Annotated in this window: 20 protein-coding genes; 11 read left to right on the top strand and 9 right to left on the bottom strand. The window is 71.8% G+C overall.

Going from position 1 to position 17,461, the window contains the following annotated elements:
• Positions 1–102: 102 nt before the first annotated feature.
• From ABZ027_RS34760 to ABZ027_RS34750, 3 genes are all read right to left on the bottom strand, one after another.
• Positions 103–324: a hypothetical protein gene (locus tag ABZ027_RS34760; RefSeq protein ID WP_356775439.1), complete on the bottom strand. Its 222-nt coding sequence runs from the start codon at positions 322–324 to the stop codon at positions 103–105.
• Between the two features lie 39 nt (positions 325–363).
• The gene (locus tag ABZ027_RS34755; RefSeq protein WP_356775437.1) at positions 364–1,629 is read right to left on the bottom strand and encodes an inorganic phosphate transporter; all 1,266 of its coding nucleotides are present in this window, start codon (positions 1,627–1,629) and stop codon (positions 364–366) included.
• A gap of 163 nt (positions 1,630–1,792) precedes the next feature.
• Positions 1,793–2,542 (bottom strand): lysozyme, encoded by a 750-nt coding sequence (locus tag ABZ027_RS34750; protein ID WP_356775435.1) that lies wholly within the window; start codon positions 2,540–2,542, stop codon positions 1,793–1,795.
• Between the two features lie 195 nt (positions 2,543–2,737).
• Between ABZ027_RS34750 and ABZ027_RS34745 the strand changes: the two genes are divergently transcribed.
• From ABZ027_RS34745 to ABZ027_RS34735, 3 genes are all read left to right on the top strand, one after another.
• The gene (locus tag ABZ027_RS34745; protein ID WP_356775433.1) at positions 2,738–3,469 is read left to right on the top strand and encodes a class II aldolase/adducin family protein; all 732 of its coding nucleotides are present in this window, start codon (positions 2,738–2,740) and stop codon (positions 3,467–3,469) included.
• A 332-nt stretch (positions 3,470–3,801) separates the two neighbouring features.
• Complete coding sequence (locus ABZ027_RS34740) at positions 3,802–4,935, top strand: alpha/beta fold hydrolase (protein WP_356775431.1); 1,134 nt, start codon at positions 3,802–3,804, stop codon at positions 4,933–4,935.
• A gap of 265 nt (positions 4,936–5,200) precedes the next feature.
• Complete coding sequence (locus ABZ027_RS34735; RefSeq protein ID WP_356775429.1) at positions 5,201–6,625, top strand: hypothetical protein; 1,425 nt, start codon at positions 5,201–5,203, stop codon at positions 6,623–6,625.
• Positions 6,626–6,637: 12 nt separating this feature from the next.
• On the opposite strand, the gene ABZ027_RS34730 is transcribed toward ABZ027_RS34735, so the two are convergent.
• On the bottom strand, positions 6,638–7,051 hold the full coding sequence (locus tag ABZ027_RS34730) for a VOC family protein (RefSeq protein ID WP_356775427.1): 414 nt from the start codon (positions 7,049–7,051) through the stop codon (positions 6,638–6,640).
• 265 nt (positions 7,052–7,316) lie between these two features.
• Between ABZ027_RS34730 and ABZ027_RS34725 the strand changes: the two genes are divergently transcribed.
• From ABZ027_RS34725 to ABZ027_RS34715, 3 genes are all read left to right on the top strand, one after another.
• Positions 7,317–8,915, top strand: a complete 1,599-nt coding sequence (locus tag ABZ027_RS34725; protein WP_356775425.1) for an ABC-F family ATP-binding cassette domain-containing protein — start codon at positions 7,317–7,319, stop codon at positions 8,913–8,915.
• A gap of 351 nt (positions 8,916–9,266) precedes the next feature.
• Positions 9,267–9,488: a helix-turn-helix domain-containing protein gene (locus tag ABZ027_RS34720; protein ID WP_004002281.1), complete on the top strand. Its 222-nt coding sequence runs from the start codon at positions 9,267–9,269 to the stop codon at positions 9,486–9,488.
• Positions 9,489–9,605: 117 nt separating this feature from the next.
• Complete coding sequence (locus tag ABZ027_RS34715) at positions 9,606–10,418, top strand: enoyl-CoA hydratase/isomerase family protein (protein ID WP_356775423.1); 813 nt, start codon at positions 9,606–9,608, stop codon at positions 10,416–10,418.
• A gap of 31 nt (positions 10,419–10,449) precedes the next feature.
• Here ABZ027_RS34715 and ABZ027_RS34710 read toward each other — a convergent pair whose 3' ends face one another.
• On the bottom strand, positions 10,450–11,175 hold the full coding sequence (locus tag ABZ027_RS34710) for a nucleopolyhedrovirus P10 family protein (protein ID WP_356775421.1): 726 nt from the start codon (positions 11,173–11,175) through the stop codon (positions 10,450–10,452).
• A gap of 86 nt (positions 11,176–11,261) precedes the next feature.
• Here ABZ027_RS34710 and ABZ027_RS34705 point away from each other — a divergent pair, with 86 nt between their 5' ends.
• Genes ABZ027_RS34705 through amaP form a run of 5 tightly spaced genes read left to right on the top strand, consistent with a single transcriptional unit; the run spans position 11,262 to position 13,596 of the window.
• Positions 11,262–11,741: an Asp23/Gls24 family envelope stress response protein gene (locus tag ABZ027_RS34705; RefSeq protein ID WP_356775419.1), complete on the top strand. Its 480-nt coding sequence runs from the start codon at positions 11,262–11,264 to the stop codon at positions 11,739–11,741.
• A 34-nt stretch (positions 11,742–11,775) separates the two neighbouring features.
• Positions 11,776–11,970: a hypothetical protein gene (locus ABZ027_RS34700; RefSeq protein WP_356775417.1), complete on the top strand. Its 195-nt coding sequence runs from the start codon at positions 11,776–11,778 to the stop codon at positions 11,968–11,970.
• Positions 11,967–12,350, top strand: coding sequence for a hypothetical protein (locus ABZ027_RS34695; protein ID WP_356775415.1), 384 nt, complete (start codon positions 11,967–11,969; stop codon positions 12,348–12,350). The genes ABZ027_RS34700 and ABZ027_RS34695 overlap by 4 nt, the downstream gene beginning before the upstream one ends.
• Complete coding sequence (locus ABZ027_RS34690; RefSeq protein WP_356775413.1) at positions 12,347–13,012, top strand: DUF6286 domain-containing protein; 666 nt, start codon at positions 12,347–12,349, stop codon at positions 13,010–13,012. Before ABZ027_RS34695 ends, ABZ027_RS34690 begins: the two co-directional genes overlap by 4 nt.
• Positions 13,009–13,596: an alkaline shock response membrane anchor protein AmaP gene (amaP, locus tag ABZ027_RS34685; RefSeq protein ID WP_356775411.1), complete on the top strand. Its 588-nt coding sequence runs from the start codon at positions 13,009–13,011 to the stop codon at positions 13,594–13,596. Before ABZ027_RS34690 ends, amaP begins: the two co-directional genes overlap by 4 nt.
• Before the next feature lie 45 nt (positions 13,597–13,641).
• On the opposite strand, the gene ABZ027_RS34680 is transcribed toward amaP, so the two are convergent.
• The 4 genes from ABZ027_RS34680 to ABZ027_RS34665 form a co-directional block, all read right to left on the bottom strand.
• The gene (locus ABZ027_RS34680; RefSeq protein ID WP_356775409.1) at positions 13,642–14,397 is read right to left on the bottom strand and encodes an SDR family oxidoreductase; all 756 of its coding nucleotides are present in this window, start codon (positions 14,395–14,397) and stop codon (positions 13,642–13,644) included.
• A gap of 5 nt (positions 14,398–14,402) precedes the next feature.
• On the bottom strand, positions 14,403–16,190 hold the full coding sequence (locus ABZ027_RS34675) for a glycoside hydrolase family 15 protein (RefSeq protein WP_356775407.1): 1,788 nt from the start codon (positions 16,188–16,190) through the stop codon (positions 14,403–14,405).
• A gap of 100 nt (positions 16,191–16,290) precedes the next feature.
• A complete protein-coding gene (locus ABZ027_RS34670; protein WP_356775405.1) occupies positions 16,291–17,088 on the bottom strand; it encodes an SURF1 family protein in 798 nt (265 codons plus the stop codon).
• Positions 17,089–17,161: 73 nt separating this feature from the next.
• Positions 17,162–17,395: a hypothetical protein gene (locus ABZ027_RS34665; RefSeq protein WP_356775403.1), complete on the bottom strand. Its 234-nt coding sequence runs from the start codon at positions 17,393–17,395 to the stop codon at positions 17,162–17,164.
• Between the last annotated feature and the right edge of the window lie 66 nt (positions 17,396–17,461).

The following is a 17,461-nucleotide window of genomic DNA, read 5'->3' as shown; positions in this document are numbered from 1 at the left end:
GGGCGGAGCCTTGGGCCCGCGCGGCGGAGTCACCCTCGGGAGAGGGGCGTGCTCCCGGCAGCGAACCGTCCCGCACCCCACCTGGTGTCCGGGTGTCGCAGGTCAGGCGACGATCAGGGAGATCCCGTACGCCACCGCGGCCGCGCACGCCGCGAAGCACACGTACGCTCCGGTGACCGCGAGGGCCGCGGAGTCGCCCTGGGCCGTGGCCCGTTCGCGGCGCGACAGGCCCATGATGCCGAGGGTGAACAGGGCCACGAGGGCCACGGTGACCACGAGGCTGACGCCGAAGACGGAGCCGAGCGCCGCCCAGTCGATCTTCATTCTGCTTCTTCCTTCGTGCCGGTGGATGCCTGGCCGGGCTCAGACGGTGGTCGTGGCCGACGGGGTCGCGGGGTCGGTGGCCGACGCGGCCGCGGTGGCCGGGGCCGGGATGGTGGCCGTGAGGTCCTCCGTGACGGTGCCCGCCGGGGGCGGGGTCACGGCGGCGATCGCGGTGGTCACCACGCCGGCCGGCTCCCTGGCCACGTCGGGCTCGTTGACGTTGTTCGCGTCGACGACCTCGCGACGGGAGATCTTCCAGATGGCCGCGCTGGAGGCGATCAGGAAGACGGCGACGACGGCCGTGCCGAAGTCCCCGAGCCCGGTCACGTACTCGGCGAGCGCGCCGACCAGGGCCGCGGCGGGCAGCGTCAGACCCCACGCCACGAACATCCGGGTCGCCGTCGACCAGCGGACGACCCCGCCCTTGCGGCCGAGGCCCGCACCCATCACCGAACCGGAGACCGAGTGCGTGGTGGAGAGGGAGAAGCCGAGGTGGGAGGAGGCCAGGATGACCGTGGCCGCGCTGGTCTGGGCGGCGAAGCCCTGCTGCGGCTGCAGGTCGGTCAGGCCCTTGCCCATGGTGCGGATGATGCGCCAGCCGCCGAGGTAGGTGCCGAGCGCGATGGCCAGGCCCGCCGAGAGGATGACCCAGGTGGGCGGGTCCGAGTCGGGCGCGACGGCACCCCCGGCGACCAGGGCCAGGGTGATGATGCCCATCGTCTTCTGCGCGTCGTTGGTGCCGTGGGCCAGGGAGACCAGGCCCGCGGACGCGATCTGCCCGGCGCGGTAGCCCTTCTCGGCGGCCTTGCCGTCGGCCTTCTTCCCGAGGGAGTACGACAGGCGGGTGGCCAGCATCGCGGCGAGGCCCGCGACGACCGGGGCCGCGACCGCCGGGAGCAGGACCTTGGTGACGAGCACGTCACCGTGGACCGCGCCCATGCCCGCCGAGGCGATGGTGGCGCCGATCAGACCGCCCATGAGGGCGTGCGAGGAACTGGAGGGAAGGCCCACCAGCCAGGTCAGCAGGTTCCAGAGGATCGCGCCGACCAGGGCGGCGAAGATGACCTCGGGTCGTATACCGCTCTCGTCGACGAGACCCTTGGAGATCGTGTTGGCGACCTCCACGGAGAGGAAGGCACCCACAAGGTTCAGCACGGCGGACATGGCCACCGCGACCTTGGGCTTCAGAGCGCCGGTCGAGATGGTCGTGGCCATCGCGTTGGCGGTGTCGTGGAAACCGTTCGTGAAATCAAACGCAAGTGCGGTTACGACCACAATCGCGAGGATCAGCGAGAAGTTTTCCATTTACCCAGGCAATCGTTCGAAGTCATTGGCCGGACGAACGTAAGTAACCTGAATGAACGGAAGATGAACTGAAGCAGACCACGCGGTGTCCGGAAGTACTGGTTGTCGCATGGCCGGGTCCGGTCGCGTCCCACCGGACCCATACGGCCCAAGTGCCCCTTGGTCACGCGCCTCTGGCGAACTTCCTGAGCTCGTTCAGAGATCCGTTGAAGAGGTTCTGGTCACCCGGCAGGCCCCCGCGGTTGTCGTACTGCCAGAGGGTCCAGGACGACCATCCCGACGGCAGGGTTCCCGCGTCCGCGGAGCGGTAGCGAGCCACCCACAGGGCGTGGTTCGAGGCGAAGGCGCGGCTGCTGCCGGTGCAGGTGTTCCACCAGTGGGTGGTGGTGTAGATCACCGGACGGCGGCCCGCGAGCCGCTTCACCTCGTCACTGAACGACTTGATCCAGTTGACCATCCCGGGCTTGCTCAGGCCGTAGCACTGGCGTCGCCTGTCGTACGGGTTGTACTCGATGTCGAGCGCGGGCGGCAGCGTCCAGCCGTCGGCGCTCCAGGTGCCGCCGTTGCGCACGAAGTACGCCGCCTGTGTCCTGCCTGACGACTTGTCCGGCAGCGCGAAGTGGTACGCCCCGCGGACGATGCCGGCGTCGCGCGCCCCGTCGTACTGCCGGCCGAAGTACGGGCTGCGGTAGGTGTGGGACTCGGTCGCCTTGACGTAGACGAACCTGGCGCCCTTCGTCCGTGCCTGGTGCCAGTCGACGTCCTGCTGGTGGGACGAGACGTCGTGTCCCTTCGGTGGGTCCGCCGCCGAGGCCGGCGCCCCGGCCAGTGCGACGGCCCCCGCGGTGAGCGCCGCCACGGACGCTGCCAGTGCGCTCCTGCGGCGCCGGAACGATGTGCGACCACGGGCCATGTGTCCCCTCGGAATGGCGACGTACACGACAAATCCCCCAGAGATTACTGGAAGAGGGCCGCATTCGCGGCGATCTCCGGCCAAATATCACGGAGAGTCTTATGTCCATCTATGTACCCTTTCGGAAGGGTGGATTCCGGCCTAAAGTGCCCCCGCCCGGCGGCGAGTTGACCTTCCGCCTGGCAGGATCGACGCATGGCCGAGGAACAGCGGGACCCGCGAGGCGTACGAGGCGCGCGTGACGGCGCGGGGGAGGTGCGCCGACCGCAGGGGAGGAGCGTGCTCCCCGAGGAGGCGTCCGCCTGGGAGGCGCTCGTCGCCACCGCCCGCCGGACGGTGGCCGAGGGGCTGGTCGTCGGCACCTCCGGCAACGTGTCCGTGCGGGTGGGGGACACCGTGCTGGTCACGCCGTCCGGCGTGCCCTACGACCGGCTCACACCGACGGACGTCACCGGCGTCGACCTCGACGGCCGCCAGGTGCTCGGGACGCTCGTCCCCACCAGCGAGTTGCCCATGCATCTCGCGGTCTACCGCACCACCGACGCCCGCGCGGTGGTCCACACTCACGCCGTGCACGCCACGGCCGTCTCCACGCTCGTCCCCGAGCTCCCGGCGGTCCACTACATGACCGTCGCGCTCGGCGGCCCCGTCCGGGTCGCCCCCTATGCGACGTACGGCTCCGACGAGTTGGCCGAGAACATGCTCCGCGCCCTCGTCGACCGCTCCGGCTGCCTCCTCCAGAACCACGGCACCCTCACCCACGGCGCCACCCTCGACCAGGCCTACGACCGTACGGCCCAGCTGGAGTGGATGTGCCGCCTGTGGCTGACGGCGTCCTCGGTCCCGGGACTGTCGCCGACGCTGCTGACCGAGGCGCAGCTGACGGAGGTGGGGGAGCGGCTGCGGGGGTACGGGCAGCGGGGGTGAGGCGCGGCGGGCGGCGGGGCCGGCGAGGCGTGAGCCACGCGGGCCACTGCAAAACACCGTCCACCTGATCGGGTAAGCTGCACGCCGTGCGTTGCGAGAACCAAGCGCGTACACCGTGCTGGTCGAGAGCCAAGACAGCACAGGCACCTCCAAGCTTTGCCGTACCGAACCGGGCTGGTTTCAACCCGGCTGGTGTTGATCGTGGAAGACCTGTCGGGTCGCTGACCCGCAGGCAGCGTGAGCCAGGAATCCCCCTGCTCCAGCGGGGGGAGGATTCAATCCGCGCCGTCCTCCCGCTGGCCCGTGACGGGGTCCGCCGGGACACTGGACGGGTGCGCACTGTCAAAACGACGGCCGCTGCCGTCACCGCAGTCCTCGCCGCCGGCGCGGCGAGCGTCGTCGCCGGCCGCCTCGCCGGCGACACCGCGCTCAAGGCGCCGCCCGGCCGCCCCCTGCCCACGGAACCCCGGCTCACCGTGCACGCCACGGCCGCGGGCCGGATCGCCGTCACCCGTGACCTGGCCGCCCTGCGCCCGGGAACCTACGGCCTGAGCGGCGACGGATCGCACGCGGTCGTCGGCCCCGTCCTCAGCACCGAGACCCACTCCGCGGACACCGTCGTACGCCGACTGGAGCGCGTCACGCACGGCACCGTGAAGCCCGGCGACAAGGTCTGGCTCACCCCGGGCCTCCACGTCGGCGACCCGGGCACCGCGCTCGGCCTGGACCACACCGACGTGGAGATCCTGGGCGAACTCGGCACCCTGCCCGCCTGGTTCGTGCCCGGGATCCGGGACACCTGGGTGATCGCCGTGCACGGCCTGGGCACCACGCGCGAACACCCCATGAACATCATGGAGTTCCTGCACCACCACCGCTTTCCGGTGCTCGCCCTCGCCTACCGCGGCGACCCCGGAGCCCCCCGCCGCCCGGACGGCCTGAACCACTTCGGTGAGACCGAGTGGCGCGACCTGGACGCGGCCATCCACTACGCCGTAGCGGGCGGTGCCCGCCAGGTCGTCCTGTACGGCTGGTCCACCGGCGCCACCATGGCGCTGCGTGCCGCCGGGCGCTCGGACCTGAGCGACCGGATCGCCGGACTCGTCCTGGACTCCCCGGTGCTCAGCTGGGAGGCGACGCTGCGCGCCCTCGCCGCGGCCGGCCGCACCCCGGGCGCCCTGCTGCCGCTCGCGGTGCGCGCCGCGCAGGGCCGCACCGGCATGTCCGCCGAGCCCCTCGTCGGCGCCGACGCCGCCGCGCCGGGCCACCCCCTGGCGCCGACCCTGATCTTCCACGGTCCCGACGACCAGGTGGCCCCCTGGGGCCCCTCCCGCCGCCTCGCCGCCGAGCAGTCCCAGCGGGTAGCCCTCCACACCGTGCGCCAGGCCCCGCACGCGGCCATGTGGAACGCCGACCCGGAGGACTACGAAGAGACACTGCGCCGCTTCCTGACCCCGCTGATGTGACGCTCCCCTCGCGGTTCCGCCTCCGTGGCCGCCCCCCACCGGCACCGCGGGTTCGCCCGACCGCCCACACCCACGCCGCCGGCTCGCCCTTCGCCCCTCGTCGGCAGCCCTCGCCAACCCCCGGTACCGCAGGTTCCGTTTAAGGCCGTACCACTGGCCTGATCTCGGCTTCCGGCCATGCCCGAGGCCGCTGCCCCGGCCCTGTCCACCGGCCGCCACGGCATTCCGTTTGGGTTTTCGGACGGTCAACCGGAAGACTGCACTTGTGACGTCCCGTATCCCGCGCGACTCCAGGCTTCGACTCGTCCGCCCGCGACCCCTGGCCGCCGCCCCCCGAGCTGTGAACCAGCGGCGCCCGAGCCGCCCCGCACCGCGCCCGCCGGAGGGCACCCCGGCCCCCGCGGAACTGGCCAGAATGGCGCGCTCAGGTCTGGCCGCCGCGGCCCGTGTCGCGCGGTGGGCCGACGCCACCCTCCGCCCCGGCCGTGACGGAGCGAGCCCCGAGGGCAAGGGCACCCTCTCCGACGAGACCGCCGAACAGGCGGCGGCCGATCTGGGCCTGACCGCGGCTCAGGTCCGCGCCGACTGGGACACCGCCCGCCTGGCCGGCCTCATCGAGGTGCACGGCGACAGCGCCCGCCCCGGCTGGCGGCTGCGCGCCTGGAACCGCGACGACAGTGCCGTACTGCGCGGCTGGGTCGCCCTCTTCGACGCCTGGTCGCTCGCCTCCCCGGAACCCTCCGGCCACGAGCCGTCGGCCGTCGCCGAGGTCGTCTCGGCCATGCCGCAGGTGCTCTCCTTCCTCCAGCTGTCCGCCGGTCCGGTCCCCGTGGAGCAGCTCCTCGACCTCCTGGAGCAGCGGGTCATCGAGCTGCGCACGGAACGCTGCGAGATCTCCTACGGGCCCCAGCCCGTGCCGGACCGCCCCGAACCGCCCCGGCCGGAGCCCCTCGCCGACATCCCCCTCGCTCCCCTCGCCCCCCTTCTCGAATGGGCACTGCAGGCCCTCGCCTCCGTCGGCGCGCTCACCTACGGCGACGGACAGGCCACCCTCACCCCGCTCGGCAACTGGGCGGTCTGGGTCAAGCTGGAGCAGATCTGCGTGGCCGCGCAGAGCCCCGCCGGGAACATCGAGCAGGCAGCCGAGGGCATGCTCCGCGGCTGCGCCCAGCTGCGCCCCAACGCGGCCCGCGCCGAATACCGGGCCTGGCTCGCCGCCCGCCCCGTCGGCAACGCCGTCTCCGAGCTGCTCAGCGCCGCCCGCGGCGAGGACGCCCTGCTGCGCGGCCTGGCCTTCGAGGCCCTGCGCGTCGTCGGCGCCCCCGCCGAGCACGACGTCCGCTCCGTGGCCGACGAGCCCACGCTGCGCCCGTACGCCCTGCTGTGGCTCGCCGAGCACGACGGGATCGACCCCGAGGACGCCCACGAGGTGCTCACCCGGGACGAGGCCACCTGGCTGTGGGTCGACACCGCCGCCGCCGTCGCCGACCACGGCGAGGCCCCGATGCTGGTGCGGCACCTGGAGTCCGCGTTGCAGCCGACGGTCCCCGCGCTCCTCGAGGAGGTGCGTGCTGTCGGTCACCCCCGCACCGTGCAGGTCCTGGTCGCGCTCGCCGCCGCGCACCCCGACCCGGCCCTGGCCAAGGCCGTGCGCCGCGCCGCCTTCCAGGTGCACACGGGAGGCAGCTGAACCGCCGGGCCGTCAGCTCCCCGTCTCGGGCGCGTATGTGCCGAAGCTCCACACATTGCCCTCGATGTCCCGGGCCATGTAGTCCCGTGAGCCGTAGTCCTGGTCGGTCGGGGGCATCAGGATCTCCGTGCCGTGGTCCACGGCACGCCGGTGGTGTGCGTCGACGTCGTCCACGACGACGTACACCCCGGTGGTGCCCGAGTCCTTCATCGCCGTGTCGAAGACACCGCCGCGGCCCTTCGAGCCGACCATGACCGCGCCGTTTCCCTGCACCAGCTCGGCGTGCAGCACCGAGCCGTCCTCGCCCTCGTACACCGACAGTTCGGTGAATCCCAGGGCTTCCGTCAGCTGCCGGATCGCCGCTTTCGCGTCCGCGTAGAGCAGGGTCGGATAGATGCTCGGACGCCCGCCGCTGGTACCTGCCATCCCGATCACTCCTTTGTGACCACATGCCGGAAATCCCGTCCGCTGTCCAGTCTCGCAGCACCCACTGACAGCGCCCTGCCGAAGACGACGACGTCCCACTTCCGGGGACGCGACGACCCCCCGAGGACGCCGCCCGAACACCTGTACGCAGAAAAGTGGTTGCAGGACCCCGTTAGACTGGCCTCATGGCCATTCTCCTCGCGCATTAGACGGCGGGAACGCCCTCAGCCGCCCATTCCGCCCCCATCCGCCCTGGAGTCTGTCCGTGATCTCCGCCTCCGGTATCGAGTTGCGCGCCGGTGCGCGCGTCCTCATCGAGTCCGCCACCTTCCGTGTCGCCAAGGGCGACCGCATCGGCCTGGTCGGCCGCAACGGCGCCGGCAAGACCACCCTCACCAAGTGCCTGGCCGGTGAGGGAACCCCCGCCGGCGGCACCATCACCCGCTCCGGCGAGGTCGGTTACCTCCCCCAGGACCCCCGCACCGGCGACCTCGACGTCCTCGCCCGTGACCGCATCCTGTCCGCGCGCGGCCTCGACGTACTGATCCGCAAGATGCGCGAGAACGAACAGCGCATCGCGGTCGGCCAGGGCGCCACCCGCGAGAAGGCGCTGCGGCAGTACGAACGCCAGGAGACGGAGTTCCTCACCAAGGGCGGATACGCCGCCGAGGCCGAGGCCGCCACCATCGCCGCCGCGCTCAACCTGCCCGACCGGGTGCTCGGCCAGCCGCTGCACACGCTCTCCGGCGGTCAGAGGCGCCGTGTCGAACTGGCCCGGATCCTCTTCTCCGACGCGGACACGCTGCTGCTCGACGAGCCGACGAACCACCTCGACGCCGACTCGATCGTCTGGTTGCGCGACTACCTCAAGACGTACCGCGGCGGTTTCATCGTGATCTCCCACGACGTGGACCTGGTCGAGACGGTCGTCAACAAGGTCTTCTACCTCGACGCCAACCGCTCCCAGATCGACGTCTACAACATGGGCTGGAAGCTCTACCAGCAGCAGCGCGAGGCCGACGAGAAGCGCCGCAAGCGGGAGCGGCAGAACGCCGAGAAGAAGGCCTCCGCCCTCCACTCGCAGGCCGACAAGATGCGCGCCAAGGCCACCAAGACCGTCGCCGCGCAGAACATGGCCCGTCGTGCCGACAAGCTGCTGGCCGGTCTCGAGGCCGAGCGGAAGTCCGACAAGGTCGCCAAGCTCCGCTTCCCGGAGCCGTCCCCGTGCGGCAAGACCCCGCTGATGGCCGAGGGACTGTCCAAGTCGTACGGCTCGCTGGAGATCTTCACCGATGTCGACCTGGCCATCGACAAGGGCTCCCGGGTCGTCATCCTCGGCCTGAACGGCGCGGGCAAGACGACGCTGCTCAAGCTCCTCGGCGGCGCCGAGAAGCCCGACACCGGCCAGGTCATCGAGGGCCACGGACTCAAGCTCGGCTACTACGCCCAGGAGCACGAGACCCTGGACCCGGAGCGCACGGTCCTGGAGAACATGCGCTCCGCCGCCCCCGACCTGGACCTCGTCGCGGTCCGCAAGACACTCGGCTCGTTCCTGTTCTCCGGCGACGACGTCGACAAGCCGGCCGGGGTCCTCTCCGGCGGTGAGAAGACCCGTCTGGCGCTGGCGACCCTCGTGGTGTCCTCGGCGAACGTCCTGCTCCTCGACGAGCCGACGAACAACCTCGACCCGGCCAGCCGCGAGGAGATCCTCGGCGCGCTGCGCACCTACAAGGGCGCGGTCGTGCTCGTCACCCACGACGAGGGCGCCGTCGAGGCACTCCAGCCGGAGCGGATCATCCTGCTGCCCGACGGCGTCGAGGACCTCTGGGGAGCCGACTACGCGGATCTCGTCGCTCTCGCCTGACGGTCGGCACGCTTGATCGAAGGCTTGATCCACCGCGTATGGATCATTCGGCCGATCCGTGATCCACCATCTGTGTGAGATCTCCTCGTACCGAAGTGTGTCCTACATCGATTTCCCGGCCGAGCCCTCTATCGACGAGGGCTCGGCCGTCGCACGTCTCTGACCTGGAACTTCGCGAACGAACCCGTTCGGCGGTACGAACGCCACGTCCTGGAATGACGCATTCCGGATGTGCGGACGCACTCCTGTCGTCAAAACCGTCTCGCACGGACCTTGCCGAATGGGTGGCCATGAAGCGCCGGAGGGGTGATCATGAGGAGACCAGAGCGCACTTCCCATGAGGAGGACCGGGTGGCCGAGACTCTGAAGAAGGGCAGCCGGGTAACCGGCGCCGCGCGCGACAAGCTCGCGGCAGACCTGAAGAAGAAGTACGACTCCGGTGCGAGCATTCGGGCACTGGCCGAGGAAACCGGCCGCTCGTATGGCTTCGTACACCGGATGCTCAGTGAATCGGGCGTCACGCTGCGTGGGCGTGGCGGGGCGACGCGGGGCAAGAAGGCCGCGTCGTCCTGAACCCGGGCGGCCCATCGGCTTCGATAGTGGCCACCCGGTCGGTTGATTGATCGACCGGGTGGTTACTGTGCAGTCACTTAGCATCGCTCTGTTGACCGCACTCACCGGAGGCGCCGCATGGCTTCGCCCGACCAGGACGTTGTTCCCGAGGTTCCCGCATTCGACAAGGACGGGGTACGGCTCACCGTCGACGACGCGATCGCGACGGTGACGCTGACCAACCCGGCCAAGCGCAACGCGCAGAGCCCCGCTCTGTGGCGGGCCTTGGCCGAAACCGGGCGGCTCCTGCCGGGGTCGGTCCGTGTCGTGGTGCTGCGTGCCGAGGGCAAGTCCTTCTCCGCCGGACTCGACCGGCAGGCGTTCACGCCCGAGGGCTTCGACGGCGAGCCGTCGTTCGTCGACCTCGCACGGGGCGAGGACGCCGAGCTGGACGCGACCATCGCCGGGTATCAGGAGGGTTTCACCTGGTGGCGACGGAGCGACATCGTGTCCATCGCCGCGGTGCAGGGGCATGCCATCGGGGCGGGCTTCCAGCTCGCGCTCGCCTGTGACCTGCGCGTCGTCGCCGACGACGTGCAGTTCGCCATGCGCGAGACCAGCCTCGGACTCGTACCGGACCTGACCGGTACGCATCCGCTGGTGGGACTGGTCGGCTACGCCCGCGCGCTGGAGATCTGCGCGACCGGGCGGTTCGTGCACGCCGAGGAGGCCGTGAGCACCGGCCTGGCCAATGTCGCCGTGCCCGCGGACCAGCTGTCGGCAGCGGTACGGGACCTCGCGTCGGCGATCCTCGCCGCGCCCAGGGACGCGGTGATCGAGACCAAGGCCCTGCTGCTCGGCGCGTCGGGCCGTGACTACGACGCGCAGCGCACCGCTGAGCGGGCCGCGCAGGCCCGACGGCTGCGGGACCTGGCCGGCGTGGGCGAATAGGTCCCCGACCAGACTATCGACGGCCCGGCCCTCACCTGACCGTGGTCACCAGCACCGCCACCGTCGGGTGATCCGGCAACGCCTGCCCCACCCTCGCGCGGACCTCCCGGGCCACGTCCAGTGCCCGGTGGTGGTCCGCGCGCACCGCCAGTTCCACCCGGACATGGCGTCGGGGCAGCGCGGCGGCCGGTCCCGTCCGGCGTTCCTCGATGTGCACCGGGCTCCCCAGCGTGCCGGTCAGATGGGCCACACCCGGAACGGACTCGGCCGCGTCGGCCGCGTGCCGCGCGTCGGCGTGCCCGTTCGCCCCCGCGGGGGCCGGCTCCGGCGGTCGCACGGGAGCAGGCTCCCGCTCCGCGGCCGGCGAGTCGATCAGATCACTCACCCGAAGGTCCACCTCCGCCACCGCCAGACCCAGGCCCTCCGCCGCGGCCAGCAGCACCGCTCGCAGCCGCGCCGCCACAGCCGGCAGCGGTTCGCCCGCGGTGGCGGCGAACTCGGCCGTCGCCCGCAGCGGACCCGGCGGCAGCGCGCTCGGCGGCGACGGTACGACGGACTCCTCGGTGTCCTCGGGATCCGCGAGCTGGATCCGCACCGGGCCCAGCCGCACGTCCCGCATGCTCGCGGCCGCGCGCCGCAGCACCGCGTCGGCCGCGGACTCCGAGATCCACGCGCCGTCCCGCGCGTCCCCCAAGGGCAGCAGCCTGCCCAGCCCCAGCTGATGCCGCACGGTCTGCGTCCACCGGTCCACTGTCATTGCCCCAGCCTGCCGCATCCCCGGCGCGAGATCCCGCAACCCCGCTTACGGTGGTCAAAGGACGATCGGAAGGGACGTATACGGCGATGAGTGACATGACACAGCAGAACCGGACACAGACCTCCGAAGGTGACACGCCCGTACAGGCCCGCAAGACCGTACGGCGGGGCGGCGGAGACCCGGGCAGCCGGGGCCGTACCTCCATCGCCGACGGTGTCGTGGAGAAGATCGCCGGGCTCGCCGCCCGGGACGTTCTCGGCGTGCACGCGATGGGCAGCGGGCTGAGCCGCACCTTCGGTGCCGTACGGGACCGGGTGCCCGGCGGGTCCAAGGCCGCGACGCGCGGGGTGAAGGTCGAGGTCGGCGAGGTGCAGACCGCGCTCGACCTGGAGATCGTCGTCGACTACGGCGTATCGATCTCGGACGTGGCCAAGGCGGTGCGGGAGAACGTCATCGCCGCGGTGGAACGGATGACCGGCCTCGAGGTCGTCGAGGTCAACATCGCGGTGAGCGACGTGAAGCTGCCGGAGGAAGAGGACGAGGAGCCGGAAACCCGACTCCAGTGACGCACTGACGACTGACAAGTGAAACGGAGTCGCCATGAGCATGGCCGTGGTCGGCATGATCGCCGGCATGGCACTGGGCTTCGCCGGCTATTTCGGCGGGTTCGGTGCCTTCGTGCTGGTCGCCGCCCTGGGCGCGATCGGATTCATCGCCGGCCGGTTGCTGGAGGGTGACCTGGACCTCGGCGACTTCTTCCGCACCCGTGACGAGCGACGCGACCGGCGGAGATGACGTCCGTGACCGAAGGAGCCGATGGGCTCCGCGGATCCCGGTCCGTCGTTCCGGCGGGCGAGCGGGGCGCGACCCGGATCGCAGACCGGGTCGTCGCGAAGGTCGCCGGACGGGCGGCGCGTGAGGCGCTCGGTGAACTGCCCGCCGAGGCCGCGCCCCCGCACGCCTCCGTCGTCGTCCACCACGGAACCGCCCGGGTCCGCGTGCACCTGGAACTCGACTACCCCTGCGACATCGGCGCCCGATGCGGTTCGGTGCGTCGGCACGTCGCCGAGCGGGTAGGCGCGTTGGTGGGCATGAAAGTGCCGGAGGTCGCCGTGCAGGTGGAGCGGCTGCACCCGGTGACGGCACAGGGCACCTCACAGGGGAGGACGCGATGAGCGAGCCCCAAGGCTCCGAGGGCACCACACAACGACTGCCGGTCATCGAGAAGGCGGCCGACACCGGCGGGGAGCATCAGGCCCCGCAGGCGCCGGACGCGAAGACGGACGAGGCGCGCGGCAGCGGCCGCTTCTGGTCGGCGCGCCGCGTCCCCGCGGGGATCGTGGCGCTGCTGCTCTTCGTCGTCGCCGGCGCCTTCCTGTACGACATCGCCGCCGTACGGGCCGGCCGGGACGCCATGGCCTGGCGCAAGAACCTCGCCAGGCAGCTCGCCGAGCGCCCCCTGGACGACATCTGGGTGCTCGTCGGCGCGGGCGTCGCCGCCGCCCTCGGCCTGTGGCTGATCGTGCTGGCCCTCACCCCCGGCCTGCGCGCCGTGCTCCCGATGCGGCGCCCCCACACCGATGTCCGCGCGGGACTGCACCGGACCGCGGCGGCGACGGTGCTGCGCGACCGGGCCATGGAGGTCGCCGGCGTGCAGGCGGCGCGGGTAAGGGTGCGCCGCTCCCGGGCCGACGTCCGCGCGGTCTCCCACTTCCGCGAGCTGGACGACGTACGCGCCGACCTGGACGCCACGCTCACCGAGGCGATCCGCGGCCTGGGAGTGGACCGCCCGCACGCGCTGTCGGTGCGTATGGCACGACCTGGACGGAAGGGGTGAGGACGGTGCTCAGGACCGTCAACCGCGTACTGATCGGAGTCGTCGGCCTCGTTCTGGTGATCCTCGGCGGCTCCGTGCTCGCCGTGGGACTGGGCGCCACGCCCCCCTCCTGGTGGATCCACGACGGCAAGCACGACGTGCTGCTCTCCGATGCCGAGCGGACGCGCTGGCGGGACTCCGACTGGTGGTGGCCGACCGTCATCGCGGTGCTCGCCGTCCTCGTCCTGCTCACCCTGTGGTGGCTGACGGCGGTACTGCGCCGACGCCGGCTCACCACGGTGCTGGTGGACACCGGCGACGGTGAGGGCGCGCTGCTGCGGGGCCGCGCCCTGGAGGGCGTACTGGCGGACCAGGCGGGCGAGTTGGAGGGCGTGTCGCGCGCCCAGGCACACCTCACCGGCCGCCCGACCGCCCCCCAGGCCCGTGTGCGTCTCCAACTGGAACCGCACGTGGACCCGGGAACGGCCCTGCACGACTTCACCGAGGGCGCGCTCAACCGCGCCCGGAATTCGGCGGGCCTGGCGTCACTGCCGGCGGAGGTCCGGCTGAGCGGGGTCAAACACCGACCGGAAAGGGTCGGCTGACCCGCCTTTCCCGTGGCCCCGTGGCCCCTCCATGAAGGGGCGGCCTCAGAACCCGTGCCGCATCCCGCCGTCCACCGGCACCATGATTCCCGTCAGGTAGGAGGCCGCGGGCGACAGCAGGAACGCGGCCGTCCGCCCGAACTCCTCGGGCCTGCCGTACCGGCGCAGCGGAATCCGCGACTCGTTGGCCGCCCGGGTGGCCTCCGGATCGGCGGACAACCCGTCCAGCTCACGCACCCGGTCGGTGTCGATACGGGCCGGCAGCAGCCCCACCACCCGGATGTCCCGCGGTCCCAGCTCGTCGGCCAGCGACTTCGCGAACCCTGCCAGCCCCGGCCGCAGCCCGTTGGAGATCGTCAGCCCGGGAATCGGCTCGTGCACCGACCCGGACAGCACGAACCCGATGACACCACCGGCCTCCAGCTCGGCCGCTGCCGCCCGCGCGAGCCGCACCGCACCCAGGAACACCGACTCGAACGCCGTCTGCCACTGCTCGTCCGTGTTGTCCGCGACGAACCCGGGCGCCGGCCCTCCGACACTGACCAGCACTCCGTCGAACCCGCCGAAGTGCTCCCGCGCCGCCGCGATCAGCCGCTGCGCCGCCTCCGGCTCGGAGTTGTCCGCGACGACCCCCACCGCGTTCGGCCCCAGCGCGGCGGCCGCCTCGGCGACGCCCTTCTCCTCCCGACCTGTGACGACCACCTTCGCCCCGTCCGCGACGAGCTCGCGCGCGGCGGCGTTGCCGAGACCGCGGGTGGCTCCGGTGACGACGTACACCCGGTCCTTCAGTCCAAGATCCATGCCCTCTATCCTGCCCCGTCGCCCCCGAACAGGGCGAGGGCGGTGTTGACCAGGCCGATGTGGCTGAACGCCTGGGGAACGTTGCCGAGCTGGACGCCCGCCACCGGGTCGTACTCCTCGGACAGCAGGCCCACATCGTTGCCGAGCCCGACCAGTCGATCGAACAGCTCCCGGGCCTCCTTCGTGCGGCCCGTCATCTGCAGGGCGTCGGCCAGCCAGAACGAGCACGCGAGGAACGTGCCCTCGCTTCCCGGCAGCCCGTCGACACCGCTCTCCTCGACGCTGTAACGGCGCAGGAACCCGCCGTGGCCCAGGTCCTCGCGGATCGCGTCGATGGTGCCGATCACCCGCGGGTCGTCGGGTGGCAGGAAGCCGACGCGCGGGATCAGCAGCAGCGCCGCGTCGAGTTCGCGGGAGCCGTAGGACTGGGTGAAGGTGTTCCGCTCCGGGTCGTAGCCCTTCTCGCACACCTCCCGGTGCACCTCGTCGCGCATGGCGCGCCAGTCGTCGAGGTCGCCCCGCAGTTTCGGGTTCGCCTCCAGGGCGCGCACGGCACGGTCGGCGGCCACCCACACCATCACCTTCGAGTGGACGAACTGGCGGCGGCCACCGCGCACCTCCCACAGCCCCTCGTCCGGTTGCCGCCAAGCAGACGCGAGGAACGTCATCAGGGCGCGCTGCAGTGCCCACATGTTCCCCGTGGCGGGCAGTCCGGCCGCCCGCGCCAGCGCCAGCGAATCCATGACCTCGCCGTACACGTCCAGCTGGAGCTGGTCGACGGCTCCGTTCCCGATCCGGACGGGCGAGGAGCCGGCGAATCCGGGCAGGTGCGACAACTCGAACTCCGGCAGCCGCCGCTCACCCGCCAGGCCGTACATGATCTGCAGGTCGGCCGGATCGCCGGCGACCGCTCGCAGCAGCCAGTTCCGCCAGGCCTCGGCCTCCTCGTGGTAGCCGCAGGACAGCAGGACGCCCAGGGTGAGGGTGGAGTCCCGCAGCCAGCAGTAGCGGTAGTCCCAGTTGCGCATCCCGCCGACCTCCTCGGGCAGCGAGGTGGTCGCGGCGGCCACGATGCCGCCGGTCGGAGCGTAGCTGAGGGCCTTGAGGGTGATCAGCGAGCGCACCACGGCGTCCCGGTAGGGGCCGTCGTAGCGGCAGCGGGACGCCCACGCCTGCCAGTCGGCGACGCTGGTCTCCAGGGCCTCGTACGGGTCGACGAGCGGCGGGCGCGGCTCGTGCGAGGGGTGCCAGGTGAGCACGAACGCGACCTTCTCGCCCTCGGCGACAGTGAACTCCGAGTGCGTACCGAAGTCCTCGCCCCAGGTGCGCACCGCGGGTTCGCTGCGCAGCCACGCCGAGTCGGGCCCCGCGACGGCCACCCGGTGGCCGTCCGACCGGCGCACCCACGGCACGACCGCGCCGTAGTCGAAGCGCAGCCGCAGGGTGCTGTGCATGGTGACCCGGCCGCTGAGGCCTTCCACGACGCGTACGAGGTCAGGGGCGCGCTCCCGTTGCGGCATCAGGTCGGTGACCCGCACGCTGCCCTCGTCGGTCTCCCACTCGGTGTCGAGGACGAGGGTGTCGGGGCGGTAGGCGCGTCGGGCGCAGCGGCCCGGGGCGCCCTTGGGAGCGATCCGCCAGTGGCCGTTGTCCGCGTCGCCGAGGAGCTTGGCGAAACAGGCGGCCGAGTCGAAGCGGGGCAGGCAGAGCCAGTCGACGGAACCGTCCAGGCCGACCAGGGCGGCGGTCTGCTCGTCGCCGATGAGGGCGTAGTCCTCGATACGGGGGTGCACGCAGTGCGGGTTCCCGCACCCCGGGCGGGACAATCCGGGGCGGGGGCCGGGCGGGTGAGGTGGCGTGCGGCGTGGCGGGCGGGCTGCGGGGGCGCGGCGCCTACACCGCCGCCGGCTGCGACTCCTCGGTGGTCCGCTCCTCGGCCTCGGCCTCGCGCCGGTCACGCAGCTCGCGCCGGACCAGGACCACCCAGCCGACCGGGACGCCCGCGGCGAACAGCCACCACTGGATGGCGTACGCGTAGTTCAGCGCCGCGTCCTCGTTGCCGGGCCTGCCGACCAGCTCCGGGGTGTCGCCCTTGGGCTCCGGCGCCGTCTGCGCGATGTAGCCGCCGAGCACCTGCGCGCCGAGGCGGCGTGCCTCCTGCGCGCTGTTGATCAGCATGACCTGCCGGTCGGGCAGCCCCTTGACGTTCTTGATTCCGCTGGCCGCGGTGGTCTCGTCGGGCATCAGCCGACCGGTGACGGTGGTCTCCCCGCGGGCCGGTGCGGGGATCTTGGGGAACGCGGTCTGGCTCGGACCGTCGGCGGGGATCCAGCCCCGGTTGACCAGCAGGACCTTGCCGTCGTCGAGGACGAACGGGGTCAGGACGTGGTAGCCGACCTCGTCGTCGGAGTTGGTGCGGCGGCGCACGACGACCTCGTCATCGGTGTCGAAACGGCCCTTCGCGGTCACGGTGTGGTAGCGCTCGCCGGTGGTGATGACGTGTCCGGGGGAGGTCAGCTTCTCCACCGGCACCGGCTCGGCGGACAGCGCGTTGGAGACCAGCTGGTTGCGGGCCGTGCGCTCCTCGTAGCGGTGCATCTGCCAGATGCCCAGCCTGATCATCGTGGGGATGAGAAGCAGGGCGACCAGCGTGAGGATCACCCACTGCCGGGACAGAAGGAAGCGGTACACCCCACGACCGTACAACTCGGTCGTGGGGTGCATCGCGGTGGGGGCCGCTTCGTACCGTTCGGGCCGTTCGGCGTCAGACCTTGTCGACGATGCCCGCCTTTCCCTCCGCGCGGGCGCAGTGGGCGCCGCAGTACCAGTGGCCCTCGACCTCGACGCCCTGCCCGATGATCTGCACCCGGCAGTGCTCGCAGAGGGGAGCCATGCGGTGGATCGCGCAGGCGAAGCAGTCGAAGACGTGCACCGAGCCCTGGGCGTGCACCTCGAAGGTCATTCCGTAGTTGTTGCCGCATACTTCACATGTCGCCATGCGCCACAGGGTGAGCCGTCCGTGCCGTGGGAGCGAGGCGACGCCGGGCGAGTCGCCCGGCAATCA

This window comes from Streptomyces sp. NPDC006332 (genome assembly GCF_040612855.1).
Classification (GTDB): Bacteria; Actinomycetota; Actinomycetes; order Streptomycetales; family Streptomycetaceae; genus Streptomyces.
This window is presented reverse-complemented; position numbering and strand designations above follow the sequence as displayed.

What these genes read in the sequence shown, in the direction of transcription:
- ABZ027_RS34760 (WP_356775439.1), bottom strand. Translation starts at nt 324, where the DNA reads ATGAAGATCGACTGGGCGGCGCTCGGCTCCGTCTTCGGCGTCAGCCTC.
- ABZ027_RS34755 (WP_356775437.1), bottom strand. Translation starts at nt 1,629, where the DNA reads ATGGAAAACTTCTCGCTGATCCTCGCGATTGTGGTCGTAACCGCACTT.
- ABZ027_RS34750 (WP_356775435.1), bottom strand. Translation starts at nt 2,542, where the DNA reads ATGGCCCGTGGTCGCACATCGTTCCGGCGCCGCAGGAGCGCACTGGCA.
- ABZ027_RS34745 (WP_356775433.1), top strand. Translation starts at nt 2,738, where the DNA reads ATGGCCGAGGAACAGCGGGACCCGCGAGGCGTACGAGGCGCGCGTGAC.
- ABZ027_RS34730 (WP_356775427.1), bottom strand. Translation starts at nt 7,051, where the DNA reads ATGGCAGGTACCAGCGGCGGGCGTCCGAGCATCTATCCGACCCTGCTC.
- ABZ027_RS34715 (WP_356775423.1), top strand. Translation starts at nt 9,606, where the DNA reads ATGGCTTCGCCCGACCAGGACGTTGTTCCCGAGGTTCCCGCATTCGAC.
- ABZ027_RS34710 (WP_356775421.1), bottom strand. Translation starts at nt 11,175, where the DNA reads ATGACAGTGGACCGGTGGACGCAGACCGTGCGGCATCAGCTGGGGCTG.
- ABZ027_RS34705 (WP_356775419.1), top strand. Translation starts at nt 11,262, where the DNA reads ATGAGTGACATGACACAGCAGAACCGGACACAGACCTCCGAAGGTGAC.
- ABZ027_RS34700 (WP_356775417.1), top strand. Translation starts at nt 11,776, where the DNA reads ATGAGCATGGCCGTGGTCGGCATGATCGCCGGCATGGCACTGGGCTTC.
- ABZ027_RS34695 (WP_356775415.1), top strand. Translation starts at nt 11,967, where the DNA reads ATGACGTCCGTGACCGAAGGAGCCGATGGGCTCCGCGGATCCCGGTCC.
- ABZ027_RS34690 (WP_356775413.1), top strand. Translation starts at nt 12,347, where the DNA reads ATGAGCGAGCCCCAAGGCTCCGAGGGCACCACACAACGACTGCCGGTC.
- ABZ027_RS34680 (WP_356775409.1), bottom strand. Translation starts at nt 14,397, where the DNA reads ATGGATCTTGGACTGAAGGACCGGGTGTACGTCGTCACCGGAGCCACC.
- ABZ027_RS34665 (WP_356775403.1), bottom strand. Translation starts at nt 17,395, where the DNA reads ATGGCGACATGTGAAGTATGCGGCAACAACTACGGAATGACCTTCGAG.